This is a genomic window from Bradyrhizobium sp. 187, from assembly GCF_023101005.1.
Classification (GTDB): domain Bacteria; phylum Pseudomonadota; class Alphaproteobacteria; order Rhizobiales; family Xanthobacteraceae; genus Bradyrhizobium; species Bradyrhizobium canariense_D.
The window spans coordinates 6,318,790-6,341,452 of record NZ_CP064693.1; the positions used below are offsets into that span (position 1 = coordinate 6,318,790).

General features: G+C 58.9%; 21 protein-coding genes and 1 pseudogene. 13 read left to right on the forward strand and 9 right to left on the reverse strand.

The genetic code is table 11. The features are described from left to right. Window positions 1-78 precede the first annotated feature (78 nt). From IVB19_RS30520 to IVB19_RS30530, 3 genes are read right to left on the reverse strand one after another with little or no spacing between them, the layout of a single operon-like run. Window positions 79-1,146 (reverse strand): substrate-binding domain-containing protein, encoded by a 1,068-nt coding sequence (locus tag IVB19_RS30520; RefSeq protein WP_247820498.1) that lies wholly within the window; start codon window positions 1,144-1,146, stop codon window positions 79-81. Window positions 1,147-1,187: 41 nt separating this feature from the next. After that, on the reverse strand, window positions 1,188-2,078 hold the full coding sequence (locus tag IVB19_RS30525) for an ABC transporter permease (RefSeq protein WP_247820499.1): 891 nt from the start codon (window positions 2,076-2,078) through the stop codon (window positions 1,188-1,190). Next, window positions 2,075-2,884, reverse strand: coding sequence for an ABC transporter ATP-binding protein (locus IVB19_RS30530; protein WP_247820500.1), 810 nt, complete (start codon window positions 2,882-2,884; stop codon window positions 2,075-2,077). The genes IVB19_RS30525 and IVB19_RS30530 overlap by 4 nt, the downstream gene beginning before the upstream one ends. Before the next feature lie 357 nt (window positions 2,885-3,241). Between IVB19_RS30530 and IVB19_RS30535 the strand changes: the two genes are divergently transcribed. The 5 genes from IVB19_RS30535 to IVB19_RS30555 are packed head-to-tail and all read left to right on the forward strand — an operon-like array spanning window position 3,242 to window position 8,358. Next, window positions 3,242-4,882, forward strand: a complete 1,641-nt coding sequence (locus IVB19_RS30535; RefSeq protein ID WP_247820501.1) for a GMC family oxidoreductase — start codon at window positions 3,242-3,244, stop codon at window positions 4,880-4,882. Window positions 4,883-4,917: 35 nt separating this feature from the next. Next, window positions 4,918-6,102, forward strand: a complete 1,185-nt coding sequence (locus IVB19_RS30540; RefSeq protein WP_247820502.1) for a zinc-dependent alcohol dehydrogenase — start codon at window positions 4,918-4,920, stop codon at window positions 6,100-6,102. Then, window positions 6,099-6,548 (forward strand): cupin domain-containing protein, encoded by a 450-nt coding sequence (locus IVB19_RS30545; protein ID WP_247820503.1) that lies wholly within the window; start codon window positions 6,099-6,101, stop codon window positions 6,546-6,548. Before IVB19_RS30540 ends, IVB19_RS30545 begins: the two co-directional genes overlap by 4 nt. 52 nt (window positions 6,549-6,600) lie before the next feature. Then, a complete protein-coding gene (locus IVB19_RS30550; protein WP_247821727.1) occupies window positions 6,601-7,545 on the forward strand; it encodes a dihydrodipicolinate synthase family protein in 945 nt (314 codons plus the stop codon). A 27-nt stretch (window positions 7,546-7,572) separates the two neighbouring features. Beyond that, window positions 7,573-8,358 (forward strand): SDR family oxidoreductase, encoded by a 786-nt coding sequence (locus IVB19_RS30555; RefSeq protein WP_247820504.1) that lies wholly within the window; start codon window positions 7,573-7,575, stop codon window positions 8,356-8,358. 164 nt (window positions 8,359-8,522) lie between these two features. Here IVB19_RS30555 and IVB19_RS40795 read toward each other — a convergent pair whose 3' ends face one another. Further along, window positions 8,523-8,795: a 3-hydroxyacyl-CoA dehydrogenase NAD-binding domain-containing protein gene (locus IVB19_RS40795; RefSeq protein WP_524536772.1), complete on the reverse strand. Its 273-nt coding sequence runs from the start codon at window positions 8,793-8,795 to the stop codon at window positions 8,523-8,525. Between the two features lie 442 nt (window positions 8,796-9,237). Here IVB19_RS40795 and IVB19_RS30565 point away from each other — a divergent pair, with 442 nt between their 5' ends. Together IVB19_RS30565 and IVB19_RS40505 are read left to right on the forward strand one after the other, a co-directional pair. Further along, window positions 9,238-10,008 carry an SDR family NAD(P)-dependent oxidoreductase gene (locus IVB19_RS30565; RefSeq protein ID WP_247820506.1) on the forward strand — a complete coding sequence of 257 codons (771 nt, stop codon included), beginning with the start codon at window positions 9,238-9,240 and terminating at the stop codon, window positions 10,006-10,008. A 50-nt stretch (window positions 10,009-10,058) separates the two neighbouring features. Continuing rightward, window positions 10,059-10,907 (forward strand): annotated as a pseudogene (locus IVB19_RS40505) (NAD(P)-binding domain-containing protein); the annotation flags it as partial. Between the two features lie 660 nt (window positions 10,908-11,567). Here IVB19_RS40505 and IVB19_RS40800 read toward each other — a convergent pair. The 4 genes from IVB19_RS40800 to IVB19_RS30590 all read right to left on the reverse strand — a co-directional run bounded on the left by IVB19_RS40800 (window position 11,568) and on the right by IVB19_RS30590 (window position 16,883). After that, window positions 11,568-11,780: a LuxR C-terminal-related transcriptional regulator gene (locus IVB19_RS40800; protein ID WP_524536710.1), complete on the reverse strand. Its 213-nt coding sequence runs from the start codon at window positions 11,778-11,780 to the stop codon at window positions 11,568-11,570. Between the two features lie 791 nt (window positions 11,781-12,571). Next, window positions 12,572-14,572, reverse strand: coding sequence for a HAMP domain-containing methyl-accepting chemotaxis protein (locus tag IVB19_RS30580; protein ID WP_247820507.1), 2,001 nt, complete (start codon window positions 14,570-14,572; stop codon window positions 12,572-12,574). Between the two features lie 514 nt (window positions 14,573-15,086). After that, window positions 15,087-16,094: a PAS domain-containing protein gene (locus IVB19_RS30585; protein WP_247820508.1), complete on the reverse strand. Its 1,008-nt coding sequence runs from the start codon at window positions 16,092-16,094 to the stop codon at window positions 15,087-15,089. Window positions 16,095-16,463: 369 nt separating this feature from the next. Then, window positions 16,464-16,883 (reverse strand): hypothetical protein, encoded by a 420-nt coding sequence (locus tag IVB19_RS30590; protein WP_247820509.1) that lies wholly within the window; start codon window positions 16,881-16,883, stop codon window positions 16,464-16,466. Window positions 16,884-17,369: 486 nt separating this feature from the next. Between IVB19_RS30590 and IVB19_RS30595 the strand changes: the two genes are divergently transcribed. From IVB19_RS30595 to IVB19_RS30620, 6 genes are all read left to right on the forward strand, one after another. Further along, a complete protein-coding gene (locus IVB19_RS30595; protein ID WP_247820510.1) occupies window positions 17,370-17,753 on the forward strand; it encodes a CidA/LrgA family protein in 384 nt (127 codons plus the stop codon). Continuing rightward, window positions 17,750-18,472: an LrgB family protein gene (locus IVB19_RS30600; protein ID WP_247820511.1), complete on the forward strand. Its 723-nt coding sequence runs from the start codon at window positions 17,750-17,752 to the stop codon at window positions 18,470-18,472. Before IVB19_RS30595 ends, IVB19_RS30600 begins: the two co-directional genes overlap by 4 nt. Before the next feature lie 304 nt (window positions 18,473-18,776). Beyond that, window positions 18,777-19,700 carry a LysR family transcriptional regulator gene (locus IVB19_RS30605; RefSeq protein WP_247820512.1) on the forward strand — a complete coding sequence of 308 codons (924 nt, stop codon included), beginning with the start codon at window positions 18,777-18,779 and terminating at the stop codon, window positions 19,698-19,700. Window positions 19,701-19,805: 105 nt separating this feature from the next. Further along, the gene (locus tag IVB19_RS30610) at window positions 19,806-20,495 is read left to right on the forward strand and encodes an SDR family NAD(P)-dependent oxidoreductase (protein ID WP_247820513.1); all 690 of its coding nucleotides are present in this window, start codon (window positions 19,806-19,808) and stop codon (window positions 20,493-20,495) included. A gap of 31 nt (window positions 20,496-20,526) precedes the next feature. Beyond that, window positions 20,527-21,348, forward strand: a complete 822-nt coding sequence (locus tag IVB19_RS30615) for an aldo/keto reductase (protein ID WP_247820514.1) — start codon at window positions 20,527-20,529, stop codon at window positions 21,346-21,348. 91 nt (window positions 21,349-21,439) lie between these two features. Beyond that, window positions 21,440-22,303: an NmrA family NAD(P)-binding protein gene (locus IVB19_RS30620; protein ID WP_247820515.1), complete on the forward strand. Its 864-nt coding sequence runs from the start codon at window positions 21,440-21,442 to the stop codon at window positions 22,301-22,303. A 207-nt stretch (window positions 22,304-22,510) separates the two neighbouring features. Here the strand turns inward: IVB19_RS30620 and IVB19_RS30625 are convergent, their stop codons facing one another. Then, window positions 22,511-22,648 carry a hypothetical protein gene (locus IVB19_RS30625; RefSeq protein WP_247820516.1) on the reverse strand — a complete coding sequence of 46 codons (138 nt, stop codon included), beginning with the start codon at window positions 22,646-22,648 and terminating at the stop codon, window positions 22,511-22,513. Window positions 22,649-22,663: the final 15 nt, after the last annotated feature.

Consider the following 22,663-nt stretch of genomic DNA (forward strand, 5'->3'; position numbering starts at 1 on the left):
TGCCTTCCGGATCCGAATTCGTCCCGGTCCTGCGTTACAAAGCCAAATTGTGCGACGGGCTTTCTTGAGCTTCCAAAGCTACGGAGCGGCAGCTTTGAAGTAGCTCATATCAACGACCTCGTTGTACTGAAGTTCAGGATCTCCAGCCTTTACGCCGGCGAGATTCCAGACCGTGCTGGCCGCATCGAGCAGATCCTTCCAATCCGCGGACCGAAGCTCGCCCGCCTGATCACCCGTCGGAACGAGGTGCTTTTCAAGCTTCCACTGCACCTCGAGGGAAGCAGGCGTCGTCGTACCGAATACATCCGTCAACTTTCTGAACTTGGAAACGATCTGCTGGTCCTCCAGTTCAAGGAGAGCCTTGTTGGCTTGCCGCAATGTCTTCAAGAACAGAATTACAGCCCCGCGCTTCTTGGGCAGATCGTCCTTGATGCCGAAGGCGGCTGTCAGGGAGTGCGCGTACGGGTAGATCGCGTGCATCTCTTCGGGGGTAATTTTCTGGGGATCGACAAGCATGTTTGCCTTGCCATTCTCAACCATCGTGTATCCGTCCATAGGCGTAACCGGCGCTGCGTCGAACTGGCTCGACGACACCCCTGATGTGAGTAGAGGCATCATCGCAACGGTCCCGACGCTGCAGGACAGCTTGTAGCTCCTCAAAATGCCTTGCAGGTAGGCGTAATGTGCCGAACCCGGCGGAAGACTTACGATCCTGCAATTGCTGCCCATCGCAGCAAGCTCGCTCATTGATTTGATTCCGCTCCTTGTAACGAAGCCCCACGCGGTCGCATCAATATAGCTGAAGTTCCAGAGATAACTGACCTGCCTTCCTTCCTTCGCAATACGGAGGCCGGCTAAAGCGTTGGTCACGAAGATATCGGCCTTTCCCGATACCAGCATCGCCGCCCCGGTCGTGAGCGCATTGTAAGTGACGTTAACGTGGAGATTGTTCTTTTCGAACATATTGTCTGCGAGAGCCAGCCACAGCGCCGGATAGGTCATGGCGCTGGAAGCCACGACCACATTGAGCTCAAGTGGTTTGCCTTGAGGGGCTTCCGCCCTGGCGAGCCTCGCTGCGTTTGGATCCGCCAGCCCCAGCAAGGCGGCGAGCGAAAAGATAAAAGACCTTCGCGCGATTGTTGACATTCTTTTCCCCTCCTCAAACTTTGAATCGAAGCACACTCGCGTCATCGCCAATGAATGACGCGATTGCGGATCGCGGTTGTCCCCCAGTAAAGACAGAGCCCGACGACGCTGAGAATGACGATGATTGCGAAGGTCAGACCGGCCTGAATATTCGCGGTAGCCGACAACAGCAAGGCGCCCATTCCCGGGATTCCTGCAAGAAGCTCAGTCGTCACGGCAACGATCAACCCGAAACTGATCGCATTTGGAATCGCTGCAAACGTCCAGGTCAAGACCATCGGTAGCCGTATCGAACGCATGATCTGGTAGTCACCTGCACCGAGCAATTTCGCATTCTCGAGAATCGCGGGTTGGATACTGCGACCTCCCTCCAGGGCATTGAAGAACGCCACAAAAAATACGACCGCGACGATACTGATTACCGATGCCGCCAAGGTCGGCCCCGCCAGAACGACAAAGATCGGAATAATCGCGACCCGCGGAATGGAATTGGCAATGACAAGGAATGGCCGCGTGACATCGCCGAGCTTCTCGCTGTTGCTCACCAGCAAGCCGGCCAGAGCACCCAAAATCAGCCCAATCGAGGTTCCGAGAACTGTTGCCACAACCGTCGTCCACAGGAACGGCCAGAGCGTGATGCGGTTGTCGTTTTCTCCCGTCATCAACCCGACGATGTCCCTGGCAACAGCCGTCGGCGAACTAATGAAAAACGAGTCGAAAACCTTTATGTTCTGCGACAGCAGCTTGATCGTGGGCAGATACTGCCAGCCAAGCAGGAACACCACAGAGAGTGCTATTTGAATTAGTAGGCATTGGACTGGCCAAGAGATGCCGGCCGATTTTCTTGTCGCAGCCGGAGCCGGCATCTCCGCCAATCCAATATCCTGCCGGCCCGATGCCGCAGATACAATTTCCTTGGACACAAGTGTCATATCAGCTGCTCCTTGAGAGCTTGCCATAGATGGCCGTATAGTCGGAGAAACTCCGGACTGTCGCGAAGATCGAGCATGTTTCGCTCGATTCCAAAGCGTACCGGAATTTCCTCGACAACATGGGCCGGCGGGCGGGACAGAACCAATATTCGGTCCGACAGTGAAATCGCCTCAGCCAGATCGTGCGTGACCAAAACCGCGCTGATCTTCAGGCGACGCAGGAGCATGTAAAGATCCCGGTGCACCGAGATGCGCGTTGGCTCATCCAGAGCCGAAAATGGCTCGTCGAGCAACAGCAGCTCCGGCTGAGGAGCGATCGCCGTCAGCATGGCGGCGCGGCGGCGCATGCCGCCTGAGAGCTGATAAGGAAAATAACCGGCAAACTTCTCCAGGTTCACCATCTTCAGCAAGTCCGCGATATGATCGCGATCCTCTTTGCGAACCCTGCCTCTGAAGCGATAAAACAAGCCCACGTTGTCGGCCACCGTCAGCCAAGGAAGCAATGTGTCTTCCTGGAAGACCATGCTGCAACTGTGACGATCGCGGCCAACAAAGTTACGCTCGATCTTTCCTCCGCTTGGCTGCCTCAAACTTGAAATCAGACGCAGCAGGGTCGACTTGCCACAGCCGCTTGGACCAACGATCGACACGATCTGGCCGGGGGCTATGTCGAACGACAGATCGCCGATCGCACGAAGCCCACCGGGGTAGGCGAACGAAAGGCCTTTGGCGCTGATGACAGGCCTGCTATCCGCCCCTGCAACAGGCAATCCGGAATTTTTCCGCAGCAGCGTTAGCTCTACCATTTGCCTGCTCCCTGCACCGTCGCGCATCATGTTTTTGAGATGAACGCCAAATTTCGCCGGCAATGTTCGCCTTGCCCGACGGGGAAGCTAAACGCGGCATCGTATCAAGTCAACAACCAATACTGGATCAGCTTCACAATTGGTTCACATTGGTTGGATTGCAATCTTTTGTCAGAAAAAAGGGGATTTGGCGGGATATTTTGGATATTTTTGCAGTTCACACCTTTATTGCGTCAATTTATTTCGCCCAATACAGTGCATTTGGTTGACATTGGGTGGAGCAGGAGCCAAGCTGTTATCCGAGAGATATCGCCACAAGAGCGGCATCATTTTCCCAAGTCAGTGCCTGAGCTCGCCATGGATCACTCCGACGGCATTGCCGACATCCTGATCGTAGGAGGAGGAACCGCGGGCTGTGTTCTGGCCAGCCGACTCAGCGAAGATGCGTCGAGGTCTGTTGTTCTGGTCGAAGCAGGGCCAGACATTTTTCCCAGCGACGATTTCGACGACGTGGCAGACGCGTTCCCCCGCGCCTACGCGAATGCAGACTACTTCTGGGAGGAGCTGAAGGCGGTATCAACCGCTGGCTCCGCTCCAAAATCCTACCATCAAGCCCGTCTCATGGGCGGCGGATCGTCTGTGATGGGGATGGTGTCGTTGCGGGGCCTCAAGGGCGACTTCGATCGGTGGTCCGCGCATGGAGCCCGGGGCTGGACCTACAACGACGTCCTCCCATTTTTTCAGAAGCTCGAGCAGGGACCCTATCCGCTACAGACCCTGCCCTACGATCAATGGCCCGGGTTCAATCGTGCGATCGCCGATGGCGCAGCTGCCCTCGGGTTGGCATTGAAAAATGACGCAAACATTGAACACGGAGACGGGGTATATCCGCTTCCCCTGGCCAACAATGGGGTTTCAAGGATCTCCGCCGCGAGCGCTTACCTGACGGCGACCATTCGTGCCCGACGGAATTTGCGTATCTTAGCCCGCACCGAAGCTCTCTCTATCCAGTTCCGAGGGCAGCGCGCGATCGGTGTGACTGTACGGGTAAATTCCGACATCCGATTGATTACCGCGCGGCAAATCATCGTCAGCGCCGGCTCCATTGGATCACCTGTCCTACTGCAACGATCCGGCATTGGCGACGGCGGATTGCTACAAAACTGCGGGATCGAAGTTCAGCAACATCTTCCGGACGTCGGCCGCCATCTAAAGAACCACCTGTTCTGTCATATGGGTGCACTTCTATCGGGCTCATACCGTCAATCATCGGACGTCCGACAATATTGCTTGTCCGGCATCCGCGCTTCATCCGGATTAGTCGGTGCGCCGGCGTCCGACATTTTCATTGGAGTGATAGCGCGTATCGGTTGGCGCAACATGGGAAACCGAGTGGGTTTGCTGTCGACCGCACTCTATGCGCCTTTCTCGTCCGGGACCGTTCAACTGAGCAAGCGCAATCCAGGCGGAGCACCCGACGTAAACTTCAACTTGCTCAGCGACGATCGAGATCGCGTCCGTCTCGTATCCGGAGCACGCATCGCAGAGTCCTTGATGTTGGACTCGGTCGCGAGAGGGGCCTCCTTTGATGCGTTCATACTACCAGCCAATCTGCCGATGCGATTGATGAATGCATCAGGACTGAAAGCCGCCGCGGCCACCGTTGCGGTGGCCGGCGCGGCCGCGCTTCGTCGCCCAACCACACCCCTTTTGCGCGCCATACTGGGGCAACGCCGAATGCTGGGTAGACATGACAACGAGCGTGACTTCTCCGACATTGTCCTTGCGTCTGCGCTTCCTCAATTTCATCCCACCGGCACGTGCGCGATCGGCAGAGTCGTCGACAGCGAAACCAGGGTATTCGGCGTGGAAGGCCTACGCGTCATCGACGCATCGATAATGCCCGAAATCCCGCGTGCAAACACCAATCTCCCGACGTTGATGATTGCTGAGAAATGCGCTTCCCACATCGCGCGAGCACGCGCCGCTCTGGACTGAACACACCTGACCTTTCCGAACAACCAGGACTCAACATGATGGACAAAGCTCCCGGCATAACGACTTCGCCGCAATATGCGGTTCCCAAAACGATGCGCGCCTGGGTGCTAGGGGATCCGGGGCAGTTGATCGCGATTGAAAAGCCGGTGCCGGTGCCCGGACGTGCTGAAGCACTGATCAGGATCGACGCCGTCGCGATTTGCGCCACGGACCTCGAAATCATCGAGCACGGCTCGCCCGCGAGCATCCTCGGCGGCTTGCCGTTCAACAAGAACTTTACACCGGGGCACGAGTATATGGGAACGGTCGTTGCGCTCGGGCCAAGCGTCGATGAATTCTCATTGGGCCAGCGCGTGACCGTTGAGATTCACGCGGGATGCGGTCAGTGCAAACGTTGCCGGCAGGGCATGTATACGTCATGCCTCAACTACGGAAGACCCGACAAAGGTCATCGCGCCAACGGCTTCACGACCGACGGCGGCTTCGCCGAATATGCGGTGAATCATATCAACACACTCCATCCCCTTCCCGACGGCATGGGCGACGCCGAAGCCACCCTTGCGGTCACCGCGGGGACGTCCATGTATGGTTTAACCGAGCTTGGCGGGCTTGTCGCTGGAGAGAGTGTCGCCGTGACGGGCCCCGGCGCCATCGGGCTGTTGGCTGTAGCAGTCGCCAAGGCGCTCGGCGCGTCGCCAGTAATCCTGACCGGGACACGCGAGAGCCGCCTTGCGATCGGCAGGGAGCTCGGCGCGGACATCACGATCGATGTCCGTCAGAATAGCGCAGTCGAAGCTGTTCGTAAGCTGACAAACGGAATTGGGGTCGACTACGTCGTTGAATGCGCAGGAACCGAAGACACCATTAACGAAGCGATCCGGATGACGAGCCGTGGCGGAAAAATATGCCTGGCAGCGTTTCCACACACGCTTGCCAATGCCGACATCGCTCATCTCGTGAAGAACAACATCTACGTCTTCGGAATTCGCGGCGAAGGGCGTAGCGCAACCCGCAGGGCATTGGCGCTGATGGCGGACAAGCGCTTCGACGCCACGAAAATTCACACCCACACTTTCCCGCTCGCGGAACTACCCACAGCGATTCGATATGCCCGCGAGCGCATCGATGGCGCGATCAAGGTTGTCGTCGTGCCAGCCGGCTCTCAATCAGAGAAGGTCGAAGCGGCTAGGACAACAAACAGCCCGAGGATGCACGTATGACCAAAACAGCACAAGTCGACACAAACAATCCCCGCAGAAACTGGCCGATTGAACTCCAGGAAGAATTCGACGCCACAAACCTCAGTGGAGTCGTCGGAACCGTACTCGTATCAGAGACGGACAAGCTTCGTGTTTGGCATCTCCGCCTGCCTCCCGGAAAGCGGTGCGGATTTCATCGACATCAAATCGACTATTTTTGGACTGCGCTGACATGCGGCCGCGCTCGGGGATACTATGACGACGGACGGATCGAAGACGTCGCTCACTTTGTCGGAGAAACAAAGCACTTTCGGTTTGGCCCTGGCGAGTCGTTCACCCACAGCGTCGAGAATATCGGCGACACGGACCTCCTGTTTGCAACTGTTGAGTTTCTTGAGAGTAGCAACCCGCCACTCCCGGTTCCCGACTCAGTGCGCCTGAAGCCCGCACTAAAACAGGGCAACTAGCCGTAAGATGGCATTAGAATTGAATTCTCAAGCAGAGCGAAAACAGAAAGCAATGCCCCTTACGTCATTCGCACATGGCACTTTTCCGATCGCGCCGACGCCATTTCATGCAGATGGAAGCGCGGACGTAACGTCTATCGACAGGATGACCGACTTCTACGGCAGCGTCGGAAGCAGTGGCATCACGGTTCTCGGAATTATGGGTGAAGCTCAGAAGCTCGACGATCATGAGGCCTTCGATATTGCCCAAAGGGTAATACGACGGGCGGGGAAACTCTCTGTTGTCGTTGGTGTTTCAGCACCAGGCTTCGCCTTGATGCGAAGCCTGGCCTTGAAGGCCATGGATGCGGGCGCAGCCGGCGTGATGATCGCGCCACCACCCGCACTGAGAACCGACGATCAGATCGCAAGCTATTTCGGGCAGGCTGTCGAAGCGATTGGCGACGACATTCCATGGGTTCTTCAGGATTATCCGCTGACACTATCGGTCGTCATGACGCCGTCTGTCATCCGGCGTATCGTGACGGAGAACCCATCATGCGTGATGCTTAAACATGAAGATTGGCCCGGTCTCGACAAGATATCCACATTGCGCAGGTTCCAGAAAGAGGGCTCGCTTCATTCATTATCGATTCTAACCGGCAATGGCGGCCTGTTTCTTGATTTTGAGATGGAGCGCGGAGCGGACGGCGCCATGACCGGCTACGCCTTTCCGGAGCTACTCGTCGACATCATTCGGCTATCGAAAGCAAGATCGCGCGACGCCGCCCATGATCTGTTCGACGCTCATTTGCCTCTTCTTCGCTACGAACAGCAGCAAGGTATAGGGCTGGCTGTGAGGAAGTATGTCCTGATGAAGCGGGGCATCATCGCATCGGACACGCAACGCACTCCGCGAGCCCTGCTTTCCGCGGAGTCACGGACCGAGATCGACTACCTGCTGAGTCGTCTGGCACGAACCGACAAGCGCGCCGAGTTCTCGCGCAAGGCATCTTGATATCGATCATAACGACAGAGAACGATCATGGATTTCGGGCTGAAAGAGAAGACGGCTTTGGTTCTCGGAGCGGGTGGTGGCCTGGGCTCTGCAATCGCCACGACTCTCGCGGCGGAGGGAGCGAAGGTTGCGGTCGCTGACGTTAACGCGGACGCGGCGAACAAAACCGTCGGTTCCATCGTTGCGGATGGCGGCAACGCCATTGCTCTTTCCTGGAATCTGGAAAATCTCGGTGCGATTGATTCGCAGATTTCCACGATTGAGCAGCGATTCGGTGCGGTCGATATTGTCGTGAACAACACCGGTGGACCTCCGCCGACGCCAGCTTCTGGACAACCCCCAGATATGTGGGCAAGTCATTTCCAGTCCATGGTCCTGTCGGTCATCGCTATAACCGACAGAATATTGCCGTCGATGAAGCGCCGACAATGGGGCCGCATCATTACCTCCGCCTCCTCCGGAGTTATCTCTCCGATACCGAACCTCGCGATATCGAACTCGCTCCGACTGACACTGGTTGGCTGGTCAAAGACGCTCGCTCGAGAGGTGGGCGCCGACGGCATTACCGTCAATGTCATCTGCCCTGGGCGAATTGCCACGTCGCGTATTACCGCGCTGGACAAACACAAGGCTGAATGGGAACGACGCGCCGCGAGCGAGGTCGTCGCCGAAAGTACCGCTTCAATTCCCTTGAAACGCTACGGCAACCCGAATGAATACGCCGACGTGGTGACATTTCTGGCAAGCGAACGGGCATCGTATGTCACCGGCTCGGTCATAAGAGTCGACGGTGGATTGATTCCAAGCATTTGAGAAGAGGCGGAGCATTCATTGAGCATCTGACATCAGCGCGGATGTCTCGGACGCGTCCGAAAATGGGATTCCGGCAGCCTCTGGCTCCCGAAACGCCGCCTCTGGGTGTCGATCGGCTTGCAAATATTGCAGGCCGAACGACAGTCGAGCTTCCTACCAAGCAATCAGGTCTCAACGAAGATGCAATGGCCCCCCGATATGGTCGTTTTCAAAGCAAGCTGCTCGAATACCGACTCCTGAACGTAATCAGCCGTTTCGACCGCTTCGGGGAGGCTATCGACAATGCTAATTCGCTCGAGCAGCTCTTTGCCGGAATCGATTAGTCCGTACTTCTCCATGGATTCGAGCGAGCTGGCCAACTCGGCCGGCAAAACCTCACGCTGGTTGGGTGATGCCTCGAAGACCCGGACCTCGCACCCTGCTTTGGCAAAAACGATCGCCCAGCCCGACCCACCTGGCCGGCACCGACGATACCTACCCTAAAACCACATCGCATGTTTATGATCTAACATTTTCCTCATTTTTTTAAATGTAACATCAAGAATAAGGCGTCAAGCTTTGTCCTCGGGCGGTCGAGTGCATGATGCCCTTGAACGCATCACATGGACGTCTTGGGAGGCGGCTGGATCGGCCTGCATGGACTGGCTCGTGCGTCGTGACGAGGTAGATCCGCATCGTATCGCCATAAGCGGACGCAGTTTCGGTTCGTTTGCAGCCACTATTTCGGCATCAAACGAGCCACTAAATTCTATCCTCCGACCATGGGAATAGGTACTCCTGCGCGTGCAAAAGGGAACCGGCCTGGTGCAGGCGTGCGTAGGCTCGATCTGACGCCGGTCGTGCGGGAATGATCCGCCGGACAGATCCAAGGGAAACATCATGTCACGCATCTTCATTTCGGGCTCTTCCTCCGGCCTTGGCCTGATGGTGGCGGAGTTCCTCTCGAGCCAGGGCCACGACGTTGTCCTCCATGCTCGGAACGCCGAGCGCGCCGAAGACGCCCGGAGAGCGCTCCCTGGAGCGGAAGCAATAGTAGTCGGAGACCTTGAGACAATCGCGGGCGCGAAGGTGGTCGCCGCGCAGGCCAATGCGCTCGGCCAGTTCGACGCGGTGATCCACAATGCGGCCGTCGGCTACCGCGAGCCGCATCGCACGACTGCTAACGGGCTCCCCCATGTTTTCGCGATCAACACGCTGTCGACCTACTTGCTGACCGCGCTGATCGATCGGCCAAAACGCCTCATCTATCTGAGCTCCGGCATGCATCATCATGCGGACGCCAATCTGGACGACCTCCTCTGGAAGAAGCGCCGTTGGAACGGCTCGACCGCCTATGCCGAGAGCAAGCTCCACGACGCGATGTTGGCTTTTGCGATCGCGCGCAGTTGGCCGAATAAGTTGTCCAATGCTCTCGAACCCGGCTGGGTCCCAACCAAAATGGGTGGCGCCGGCGCGCCCGACGATATCGAGCAGGCGCATCTAACCCAAGCCTGGCTGGCAGCCGGAGACGAGCCCGAGGCGCATGTGAGCGGCGCGTATTTCTATCACCTAAAGCGCAAGGCTGCGAACCCACAGGCTCACGATCCGGCCTTGCAGGATCGCCTCGTCGCGATCTGCGCTGAAATCTCGGGAGTCACTTTGCCAAGCTAAGTGCTTGCGGTGCCCTCCATAAAACTCGAAAGGATTGATGATGAGCAAGATTGCATTCCTGGGCCTCGGCGCAATGGGGTCGCGCATTGTCGCGCGCCTGATCTCGGCGGGCTACGACATCACGGTTTGGAATCGCTCGTCAGCCCCACTCGAGACCGTCACAAGGCTGGGAGCCAAATCCGCGCCCACGCCCCGCCGTCCAAGGAGCCTCTTTCGTGCTGTCAATGGTGACGGACGATGTCGCTTCGCAAGCCGTATGGACGACCGGCGAGACTGGCGCGCTCTTTGGCCTCGCGGAGGACGCGGTCGCCATCGAGATCAGCACGGTGTCGCCCCCTTGGATCAGGCAACTTGCCGAAACCGTGGCGGCCCGTGGCATACGCTTTCTTGAAGCGCCAGTCGTCGGCACCCTGCCACAGGCCGAATCTGGCACTCTCATCGTCTTCGCCGGAGGCGATCCGGCGGTACTGACGTCGGCCGCCCCGCTGCTCGAAGCCTATGCCGGCGCGATCCACCCAGTCGGCCCGATCGGAAACGGGACCGCCATGAAGCTGGTTGCGAACATGCTGCTGGCTGCTCAGATCGCGGGTCTGGCGGAGTTGCTCGGTTTCGCTGAGCGATCCGGGATCGCCCCGCAGACCGCGATGGACATAATCGCGTCGCTCCCCGCCGCAAGCCCCGCAGCGGCGGGCATGGGTCGGCTGATGGTCGCTGGCGATGACGCGCCCCGCTTCACCGCCGCCCTGATGGCCAAGGATCTTCGATATGCCGCTGAGAGCGCCTCCCATCTCGCGGCGGATATTCCCGTGTCGGCCGCGGCGCGTGGCCTCTTCGACAGGCTCATCGGCCTCGGCGACAGGAACATCACTGCGGCGGTGAAGTCGTACAGCGCGGGAGAATGAGATCATCGCCGCCCGCTGCTGTCACCTAAATTGGTGTGGCGGTTCAGAAGTCCGCCTTCTCACGGATGGTCATGGGCGACACGTTCGCGGCGACTGGCAACATGCGGACGCGGGCCCCTTCAAACAATTGACGCTGTCAAAAAAAAACCTCCCAAACAGGGAGGTTAGTTGTCCAATGTTGGGGAGGAGACAACACTGGGCTATTTCTCGTCCGCAGCAAGCGATGACTCACGGCAGCTGTAGAGCCATCTCCAGTAGGCTTTTGCGTTCAAGCCGAGGTGTGTAGCCGTCGCGATGCTCAGACATTCCTACTCTCCGACGCGTTTGTTCCGATCAACAACAACCGTACGGCCTGCGGAATCCAGAAGACGCAGGCCCGGTTTTCCGATCTGGGTGGTGCCCCATGAGTTCTCATCGCAAGGTCCTCTCCGCCGCCCGTGTGGATCGTGTCGGTGATCGCTCTACTAAACTCTACCTGTCACTTACTGCGCCTTTTATTTGCCGCGCCATTGTTACCGAGGTTATCGGGCTTAGCTTTGACCGGTTCTTCAGGAGCAGATCGTTGCATCGACATCGGGTCGTCGCGCGTGACGGCGGCGCCTCCGCCGATGGGGACCGCTCCTGCAAGAGCGACGCGCGCTCAACAAGCGCGCGAGACTATCTCCGCGCAACCAACTCAGTGGTCATGCGATCTGCATTCGAAAGTACAACACGCATTATGTTCGCCACGCAGTGGGCCGATAGCTTCCGCATGATGTTTCGGCGATGATCTTCGACGGTCCGATGGCTTATTCCAAGATGCACGCCAGAGACCTTTGCGGTTGCGCCGTTCACCAGATCTTTGAGTATTTCCAGCTCGCGAGCCGTCATGCGTTCGCGCCCGGGAAAATTGTGAATGTGCGAACTCTGGCGGGGATCGTGAGGATAAGAGCGACAAGACTTCGCATTTTCAATGCTGCGAAGTAGATCATTGTCTTCAAGAGGGCGAGTCAAGAAATCGGCGGCACCGTCTCTTATCGCGGCTGACGGCAGCGGCTATTTCGATCGTTTCTGATATCACGACCGTTGGCACGGACAGGCCATTCTCGCGCAGCCATTTCAAGATCATCAGATTTTCGCTCCTAACGTCAAGGACGTCCACGATGATGCAATTCGGCACCTCACTGCGCATTGCCCCCAGGAGCGCAACGTGATTGGCAAAGCCAATAACTCGTACCCACCCTTCGTCAGTGCGGATCTCAGTGCTTCTCTCGAAGCCGGTTTCTCGGCGATTGAAAATATTTTCTCCTTCTCCGTCATTGCTTCACACCCAAGAGCTTGGCATCAGATTCGCCTTCAGGAAGCACCCGGCTGTCGCCCATCATGGCCTTCAGCACGGCCTCTGTGTCGACAATTTCGGCCTCTAGCTGACGGAGCGGCTCCGATGGCGGGAGAAGTCGCAATACCTTGCGGCAGTTCTGAAGGTGGCCATGAAGCGTCCAGAGCAAGCTTATGCAAGACTCATTTGCGTTGCGGATGATCTTTAGCTTTCCCTTTATCCCCGCTTGCAAGGCATTCAGTGCCGGCGTGCCGGCCTCAATTCAACAACGGACGACATCTGGCGCCTCCTCGGCATTCCCATTCCGGCGTGGTGACCCGGCTCGCTTGGAGCCGGGCCATTACTAGGCCGTGCGAACCGAGGTCAGGAACTTGCTAACCTCGGTCTTGAGACGCTTGCTGTCGCCGGCGAGCATCTTGGCGGCCGACAGGACTTGGGAGGAGGCCGATCCGGTCTCGGCGGTTCCGCGCTCGACGTCGGTGATGTTGGACGACACCTGTTCGGTACCCTGCGCCGCCTGCTGGACGTTGCGGGAAATTTCCTGCGTCGCCGCGCCCTGCTCTTCCACCGCCGCCGCAATGGTCGAGGAGATTTCCGACAGCCGCTCGATCGTGCTGGAGATTTCCTTGATCGCGTTCACGGAGTCCTGGGTCGCAGCCTGGATGCCGTTGATCTGCTGGCCGATCTCGCCGGTCGCCTTCGCGGTCTGCTCGGCAAGCGCCTTCACTTCGGAGGCGACCACCGCAAAGCCGCGACCGGCTTCTCCCGCCCGCGCCGCCTCTATGGTGGCATTGAGCGCCAAGAGGTTAGTCTGGCCGGCGATGCTGTTGATCAGCTCGATGACATCGCCGATGCGGGTTGCGGCCTTCGATAGCGCGCTGACGCGATCGGTCGTGGAGCGCGCCTGGCCAACGGCGTCGCTCGCTATTCGCGCCGACTCCTGCACCTGGCGGCTGATCTCATTGACCGAGGACGACAGCTCCTCGGTCGCGGAGGCCACCGACTGCACATTGGCAGAGGCCTCTTCGGACGCGGCCGCCACCCGGGTGGATACTTCCTGCGAACGCTTGGCGGTGGTGGTCAACGTACCGGCGGAGGCTTCGAGCTGCGTCGAGGCCGAGGAGACGTTGTTGACGATGTCGCCGACCGCATTCTCGAAGTCGTCGGCAAGCCTGTGCATGTCGGCCTTGCGCTGCAGAGCCGTACGGAACTCGGCTTCCTGCTGCTCCGCCTTAAGGCGCTCGACTTCGAGCCCGTTTTTCTTGAATATCTCGACCGTGCGGGCCATCTCGCCGACTTCGTCCTTGCGGCCGATCCCGGGGACAACCACGTCGAACTTGCCGTTGGCCAGCGTCAGCATGCTGGAGGTGAGACCCGAAAGCGGGCCAATGATGCTGCGCCCAATGAAGAACGCGATCAGCACGCCAACCAGCGCGGCGAAACCGGTGACAATTTCCTGCATCGTCACGCTGCCGGAGATCCGGCCTTCAGTCTCGCGAGATTCCTTCGTAAAACGTTCGCCGATATCGGCCTTCGCGAAATCCATATCGCCAGTTGTCTTCATGACCGTGGGAACGATGAACTTGTAGTAGAGTTCGTCTCCAAGCAAGAGATTGGTCGATGTCTTCTCAAACGCATCGGAGTATCCGCCGATGCCAGCCTTGACGGTTCCCAACATCGCCGCAAGATTCGGCGGCAGGTCGGCCTTTTCAAGCTCAGCGATCTGGTGCCGGGCCTTCTCGACGCAGGCCTTGAAGGCCGAAATGCCTTTTTGGTCGCGCGTGGCCAGCATCCGCCAGTTCGCGACGCGGACTTGAAGGATCCTGGACTCCAACGTGTCCGCACCCTGAGCGAACGGCGTCTTTTCCGCGGCCTCCAACAATTTCTCGAGATCCGCCCTCATTTTCTCACCCTCTGCGAACAGAAGCTCACGGCCCGTCAGCATCTGCTTGATGGCATCGCCAAGAGCAGCCCGCTTCGTCTTCAGTTCCGCAACCGCGTTGCTGGCGGCCCGGTACATCGCGCGTCGCTCCTCTAACTTTGCTGTGTTGCCGGCCTCCTGGAGAAGATCCGCTGTCCTTGCTAACCGCTTCTCGGTCTCCGCAAAGGCAGTTTCATCCTGGTCGAAGATGTAACGCAGCACGGAGCGTCGGAATGCCTGCAGCTCGGACCCGATCTCGCCGGCGCGGAGCGCATTTCTGGATTGCATGGTCATCGTGTCGACCTGGGCTTGAATCGCCCATAGCTGCCACACTGCGAAACCCGCCAGCGCCACGGCGAACAAAACCAGCGCGCCAAAGCCGCCATATAGCCGGCCACGAATTCGAAGATTGAAAAACGACATAGATACCACCCCCTCTGCTCGGCCAGGCAGTTGCAAACCGCTGGCGTTAAAGACACCGAAACCCGGCTACATAGCCCGTTTCACTTCGCTCAGGCCCCAGCACAGCTTGCTTGTCCTCGATCGTCTCGACCCGCATGCGCGCAGAGCGCTGCTCGTAATCCTGGCTCGGATGGAATTTTTGGAGGGCATTGCAATCTCTTTTCTCGGCCGCTGGCGAATACGTGCATCGGGCTGCGGCATGCCATTTTACCACCATCTCGTAAGGCAAGATCTTCTGTCGGTGCCCGCGTCCGAATCGTTCTCGCTTTGCGAGTGGAAGCAATGTCGGAGAAAACATTTATGACTGCGTTAAGGAAAAAATAATCTAAATCGTCTCCTCAACGTAAAAAACTGCGCTTCCGCGCTGCATAAAAATCAAAACTAGCAAGACGATCGCAAATTTTTCTCATATCGATCGACAAACATCACTAGAACTGAGTCGACCCGGGAACCGATGATCAAAGATTAAGAGCCCTTATCGCGGTCGGACACCTGGCTTGCCGTTCGGCGAAAGCAAGAATTCGATCCCCGCATCCGAGAATGTATTCCGAAGGCTATTCATCAATTCGTCGGACATGGGCGGAGTGTCGTTATACTCCTCGAGCCGGCGGATGACGGCGGCAGAGACTCCGGTTCGCCCGGCCAAATCTTTGACCGACCAATTCAGCATGCCCCGCGCCGCGCGTATTTGTGCACCGGTGAGCTTCGATGCAGACGCCTGGTCGCTGATGAGCTTCTCGTTGTGCACGTCAATGAAATTGCCCAGCCACTCTCGAATTCCGCCGTCGGGATTGGCTACTGGCACCGCCATGCACCTGAACCAACGATACGTACCGTCGGTCTGCCGCAACCGCTGCTCAACGCGGTAAGGCCGCCCTGTCTCGGCCGATGCGGCCCAGTTTTTCAGAGCCGCGTCGCGCTCCTCTTCATGCAGCAGATCCACCCAGCCTCTGCCAAGGAATGCATGAGCACTAGGTACCCGCTCCTCGTTGAGTAACGCGACGATGCGGCCGTCGAAGCTGCCAATCCACGGCAATCCGCCCGCGACCTGCGTCAGCGCGGAGTAGCGTTCGGCGTCAAGCTTGAGCGGCCGCATCGCCTTGCGCTGTTCGGTGATGTCGAGTGTCACACCGAGAACACAGGCGGGCTCGCCGGCGGCGTCCAGTAACGTTTCGGCCTGATTGTAGACCCAGCGCTGTGCCCGGTTCGGCCGAATGATACGAAATTCTCCTTCAAGCAGCGATTGATCGAGCACACGCCCACCGAGATCGTGCCTCTGACGAAGATCATCGGGATGAATTCTCCGAATTAATTCCTCGTATGATGGAGTTACTTCATGCGGATCTAATCCCAGCAACTCATAAAGACCGCGCGACCATTGTGCCCGGCCAGCCGCATCGCAAAGCCATACACCAACTCCAAGCTTTTCCTCGATGAACCGAAGTATTTCTGACGGGCCGAGGAGCCCCTCGAGCTGAAGCATCATTGATCCCCAAATTGTGAAACGGCGCCCAGCATTGACCCTTCACTCGCTAGATCAATCAATCACTTTGGACGCCGATCGACGTTCGGCCCCCACGCCGAATAACAGACTTTGGCTCCCAAGGCCTCTACGTACTCCATCGGATCGTCGCGTCCAGGTCGCTCGCGAATAGATGGGCGTGGAGAGCACTTCCTGATGGTTCCTTCGGTTCGAGCGAGCCAACCGAGTCAAGACAGGTTCGCCTAGTCCGATCTTTTCGAGCGGCGAGCGAGTGGGACGCGAGGCATTCGCCGCGGTCTCTCACGTCATGTCGTCCCGATGATGACGACGAGCGATAGGTTCAAACTCGAGCAACGTCGCCGGGCCGTCCTACTGCGCCTTCTCGTGCTCGCTCATTCCTACCGACTTGTAGTCATAGGTCGGATAGAACTCCGTCCTGTACGGACCCCATGCAGTGTCCTCGAGCACCCTGTTCACTTCTCGGATACGACTCGCCGGGAATCGCAACGTGATGATCTGACCAATGCCCATGACGACGCTCCAACTGACCACCTCGACTCCCGGCGGCGGAAACGCCTTGTAGAACCCCTGCTTAGCGAGCTGAGCGTTCAACTCAGAGAGCGGCCGCGACTGGTCGTGTCGCAAGAATACGGTCAACAGGACGGCATTCTCCGGCGTGGCCGTCGCGCTACTGGTTTGCGGCGCCGAAGCCCCCTGCGCCTTTGCCGATGCGATCGGACCTCCGGCGATAGCAGCGACGACCGCGACGTGCATCACTATCCGCATCATTCGCTTCCCTTTCAAGATCTTAGCTGCATCATTGACCACGCCCCCAAGCTGCAGGTAGGCGCACCATCTTCCGTAAGTGAAACGCCGTTTTGTCACTTCGTCGTTGACTAAAAGGCACGTTCTAATCCCGGTGCACTGCCCTGACCGGTTTGAGCCGGTTTGAGTCGAGTCGGCAATCGCGGCGCGAATCAGCGGGAAGGCACCGACCGCGCTTAAGCGATCGACCTCCTTGCGGGACCGTCTGGGCTCTCGCGTACCGATATCGTCGATAGCGCCGCGACGGCTGGCGTTATCACCGGCATAAAGGAACAGGTCAGCCGTCCGAGATTCGCGAGCCCATCCGGGATTGGAGGCCGCATTCGCTTTCCACGAAGTCCGCCGAACACGCGCTCCGCGACTTCCGTATGGATCCGTCCCGCTCTCGTCGGGGCCAGCCAGCCGCTCGCCATTGACAAAGCCGGGAGACCATTCCTTGATGCTGCCGTCATGCTCGCGAGTCTTAGCCTCATTTTGCTCTGCCAATTGATCGGCGAAGCCGTCGTGCGCGGCGTAAGCTTGCCGTTGCCGGGCCCCGTGCTCGGCCTGCTGCTGCTCCTGATCCTGCTGCTCGCGCGCGACCGATTCACGCTTCTCGCCCGCGGCCCGCTGCGCAACGAAGGCGTGGAGACGGCGAGCAAGGGTCTTCTGGCTCATTTGTCGCTACTGTTCGTTCCCGCCGGCGTCGGTGTCGTGCAGAAGCTCGATCTCCTCGCATCCCACGGCATCGCCATCATCCTCGTGTTGGCGCTCTCGGTGGTCGTGACCCTGCTGGCTACCGTGCTGACGTTCCGTGTGGTCAGCCGCCTGATGAAGCAGCCAAACGCGCGATGAGGGACAATCCGTTCTCCGTTTGGGTCTATCTCTCGCAGTCGCCACTGCTATGGCTGACCGTGACTTTATTGGTCTATGCGACCGCAGATGCGTTATCGCTGGCGACGCGGCGGCATCCGCTCGCCAATCCCGTGCTGCATGCGATGTGGATCGTCGGGGCATTCCTGCTTGCGACCGGTACGCCCTACACAACCTATTTCGCAGGTGCCCAGTTCGTGCACTTCCTGCTGGGACCCGCGACAGTCGCGCTCGCCGTGCCGCTATATGAGAATCGCTCCCGCGTGGCCGCCTCGATCCTGCCGATGCTGGTTGCGCTGGTCGCGGGCTCGATCACTGCCGTGGTGTCAGTCGTGCTGCTGGCCGAACTCGCCGGCCTTCCGCGAGACGTGGTGCTGTCGCTGGCCCCGAAATCGGTCACGGCCGGCGTGGCCATGGGTATCAGCGAGTCGCTTCACGCCGATCCCTCGCTGACGGCCGTATCCGTCATTCTCACAGGCATCATGGGTGCGATCATCGTGACGCCGCTGATGAACCGCACGGGCATCACCGATTTTCGTGCCCGCGGCTTCGCTGCCGGCCTCGCAGCGCACGGCATCGGCACCGCCCGCGCGTTCCAGGTCGATGAGGTGGCCGGCGTCTTCTCCGGCATAGCCATGAGCCTAAACGCCTTGGTGACCTCGTTCCTGGTGCCGCTGGCGGCTACCCTATTGGTGGGCTGACATCGTGCTCAGCGACCCGTGAGGGCACATTCTTCCCAGCGCTGCCAAAGCTATGCGCTCTTTCAGGAGAAATCTGGCATTGACGGCTTCCGGGTGCTTTCTCCAAGAGCGGCCATCCACGACCTGGGTCCATCGGACCTGTGTCCCGCCCATCTGCTGGCGGGCGCCCGACACTGGCTAAAGCGACGTCAGATATCCGCTCCAAGCACGCCGCTGCGAGCGACGGCAGATGTGAGCACGCCTTAGTTGACTTCGAAATGAGGCGCCGCGATCTTTCCATGAGTTCCAGTCAACGGAGAAATCGATGTCGTTCGATGGACGTCTCCTCGCGGGAATCACCGTCCTGGCAGCCGTGGTTCAGGGCCGGAGTTTCGCCCGGGCAGGCGAGGCATTGGGAATAACCACCTCCGGCGTTAGCCGCTCGATCGCCCGTCTCGAGGAGCGCCTCGGTATCCGTTTGCTCGATAGAACTCCACGCTCGGTGGCCCTCACCGACGAGGGAAAGCGCTTCTATGAGCAGGTCGGGCCTCTTCTTTCGACGATCGCAGATGCCGCGAACTCCGTCGCCGGGTCGGCCGGCGCCGTCCGCGGCCGCCTTCGTGTCGATATGGATCCTTACTTCTCACGCCTCGTCTTGTCGGGGCAGATCGGTAGTTTTCTGTCGAAGCACCCCGAGATCGTTCTCGAGATGGTGACCCGCGAGCACCTGAGCGACCTGGTCACCGATGGTATCGACGTCGCCGTTCGCTTCGGCGAGCCGGCGTCGGACTCGATGATCGCGCGGAAGTTGCTGGAGACGCGGGTGCTGACGTTGGCTTCACCGCAATACATCAAGAAGCATGGAAGGCCGAAGGACCCAAACGAACTGAGTTCGCATGAATGCATCAAGTTTCTCGATCCCGTAACCGCCCGCCCCTACGAATGGGAGTTTCACGCCGGGCGCAAGATTCTGTCGGTTAAGACGAAGGGGCGTCTGCTACTCAGCGACGTCGGCACAATGATCAACGAATGCCTGGCCGGTGCGGGCGTCGCACAGATACTGAGCATCGGCGTACAGCCGCTGCTGAGCGCGGGTCGTCTAGTTGATCTGTTTCCCGATTGGCCCGGCGAGGTCTTTCCCTTGTACGCACTTCATCCCTCGCGGCACCATCCGCCCGCTAAAGTCCGCGCGTTCATCGATTTCGCGTTGAAAGCCGCAAGGGCGAAGAACCTCGAAGGCTCCGACTAGTCTAGCTAGTTCGTTGACCGTAGGTCAACGCTTGCCTGACAGTTACGCACTGGAGTCATCGTTCTTGTCGTGAGACTTTTCGTCGCCGATCGAACGGAGGTCATCATGTCCAAGCAGAAGACAGCTCTCATCCTTGGTGCATCGCGCGGTCTAGGTCTCGCACTCGCCGAGGAGTACTGCGGGCTAGGCTATAAGGTGGTCGCCACCCAGCGCGTACCATCAGAGGGTCTTCAGCAACTGTCGGAGCGGTTCCCTGCAAGCCTCGAGGTCGAGAGCGTCGATATCACCGACATCGTAGCGGTATCAAATCTCAAGAGCCGGCTGGAAGGGCGGACGATCGATACGCTGTTCGTCAACGCCGGCATCTGCATCGCCAAGGAAAGCACGCCGGTCGACGTCAAGGACGAGGACTTCATCGAATTGATGCTGACCAATGCCCTCGGTCCTATGCGCATCGTCGAGGCATTTCACGGTCAAGTGCCGCCGCGCGGCGTGGTCGCCGTGATGTCGTCCGAGATTGGGAGTATCGAGATCAACACCGGGAAATGGGAGATGTACAGCTCGAGCAAAGCCGCGTTGAACATGCTCATGAAATGCTTCTCCGCGCGACATCCCGAAGAGACGCGCGCCCTACTCCTTGTGGCTCCCGGGTGGGTGCGGACGGAGATGGGCGGCAACGAAGCGATCTTGTCGGTCGAGGAGAGCATTCCGCACGTAGTGAAGACGGTCGAGGCCCAAGCCGGCAAGGCCGGACTTCGATTTATCGATCGCCACGGCAAGACGATGCCCTGGTGAGCCTGGCACCGTTAGAGAGGGAAATTCGAAGATGGAAACGATCGAAACGCAAGGGGTCGCAATCCCGCGACTGGGATTCGGGACGTTCCGGATGCCTGGCGGCGGCTGTCAGCCCGTCGTCGAGAGTGCGCTGGCATTGGGCTTCAGACACATCGATTCGGCCGCCATGTACGAGAACGAGGAGGCCGTTGGTGCGGCCATCTCGGCAAGCGGCGTCAAGCGAGGCGACCTCTTCGTCACGACGAAGGTCTGGCACGACCATCTCAGGCGCGGCGCCGTCCGCAAGGCATTCGATGCCAGCATCTCGCAACTGAAACTGGATTACGTGGACCTCTACATGGTTCACTGGCCATCGGCAGATATGGATTTGCCGGCGATGCTCGAGGAGATGATGACGCTGAAGGCCGAAGGCAGGACGCGGGCCATCGGGGTGTGCAACTTCAACATGAAGATGATGCGACTGACCGTCGAGGAGGTCCGCGCTCCGATCGCGACTCTCCAGATTGAGTACCATCCGTTCCTCGGTCAGTCGAGGATGCTTGAGTACGTCCGCGGCAAGAACATTCCTTTGACCGCCTACGCTCCTCTTGCCCAAGGCCGCGCCGCGCATAACGAGACGCTGCAGACGATCGGGAAAAGGCATGGCGCCACGGCGGCGCAGATCGCGATCGCCTGGTTGCTAGACCAGAAAGGCGTGATCGCGATCCCCAAGGCGCAAAAGGAATCGAGTCAACGCTCCAATCTTCATGCCCTAAAGATCAAGCTCGACGACCAGGATAGGTCCGCGATAGCCGCGCTTCCGAAAGACCTTCGATACGTTAAGCCGCCTTTCGCGCCCGACTGGGACGCTTGAGACCTTCGGATTCATCACAGACATCGACGAACGGTCGGCGCCCGCCGTCGCGGGCAACGAACAGCACCGTGCGCAACGAATGGAGAGACGCATGTACACGATCATGGGAGTCACGGGAAAGGTGGGCGGTGCCGCTGCGCGCGACCTGCTCAATCATGGCTCTCGGTTGCGGGTCGTGGTCCGCGACCAGGTAAAGGGTGATGCTTGGGCCGAGCGCGGGTGCGAGGTCGCCGTCGCGGACTTGCACGACTCGAAGGCCCTCACTACTGCGTTCGAAGGGGCGGAAGGAGTGTTCGTCATGCTCCCGCCCATTTTCGATCCGGCGCCAGGCTTCCGCGAAGCCAAAGCGATGATCGCGACCCTCTACGAAGCGCTGCAGGCCGGACAGCCTGGCAAGATCGTGGCCTTGTCAACGATTGGGGCGGAAGCGGCCAATCCCAATCTCCTGAATCAACTGGGACTTCTCGAGCGTTGCCTGTCAGGCCTCTCGCGGCCCGTTACGTTCCTTCGCGCAGCCTGGTTCATGGAGAACGCTGCAGGAGACGTCGCGGCAGCGAAGGAGAAGAGCGTGATCGACAGCTATCTGCAGCCGGTCGAGCGTCCCGTGTCGATGGTCAGCGCGGTGGACGTCGGACGCGCGGTGTCGAGCCTACTTCGCGAGCAATGGACGGGCGTTCGCGTCGAGGAGCTTGAAGCACACCAACGGGTAAGTCCGAAGGCGATCGCGACAGCTTTCTCCAAGTCGCTCGGAAAATCGGTGAGCGTGGAGGCTGTCCCACGCGACCAATGGGAATCGATTTTCCGCGCTCAAGGCATGACCAACCCGGCTCCACGAATCCAGATGATCGACGGGTTCAACCAGGGATGGATCGACTTTCAGGATCAAGGCTCCGGCTCACGAAAGGGGGACGTGACGATCGACGAAGCTATCGCGGCCCTCGTCAAGGAGGGATGAGGAAAGGTACCTGCTGCCGCTCTCGCCAACTTCTAACCGTGTCTGACTTCGAGGATCAATCCATCGTGATCAACGAGCAGGCTGTTAGCGTAGTGACCCGCAACAGCGATTCTACATAACTCAATTCATATTATCTTCGGAGCTCGTGATGCTGGATACGGTTTCGGTTCATTTGCTTGCTCGCTCCTTGCTGGCCAACATCAGTTTTTAAGGTGGCTGACGGCGTGTTTGGGTGATGGCTTGCTCGGGCGTGCGGCCGCCAGCGACGAGGTCGCCGCGCGGCCGGAGTTCCAGCAACAGGCGCTTGTAGGCCATCATACGCAAGACCCAACGGGTTAATGCCATTCCCTTCTCGGATTT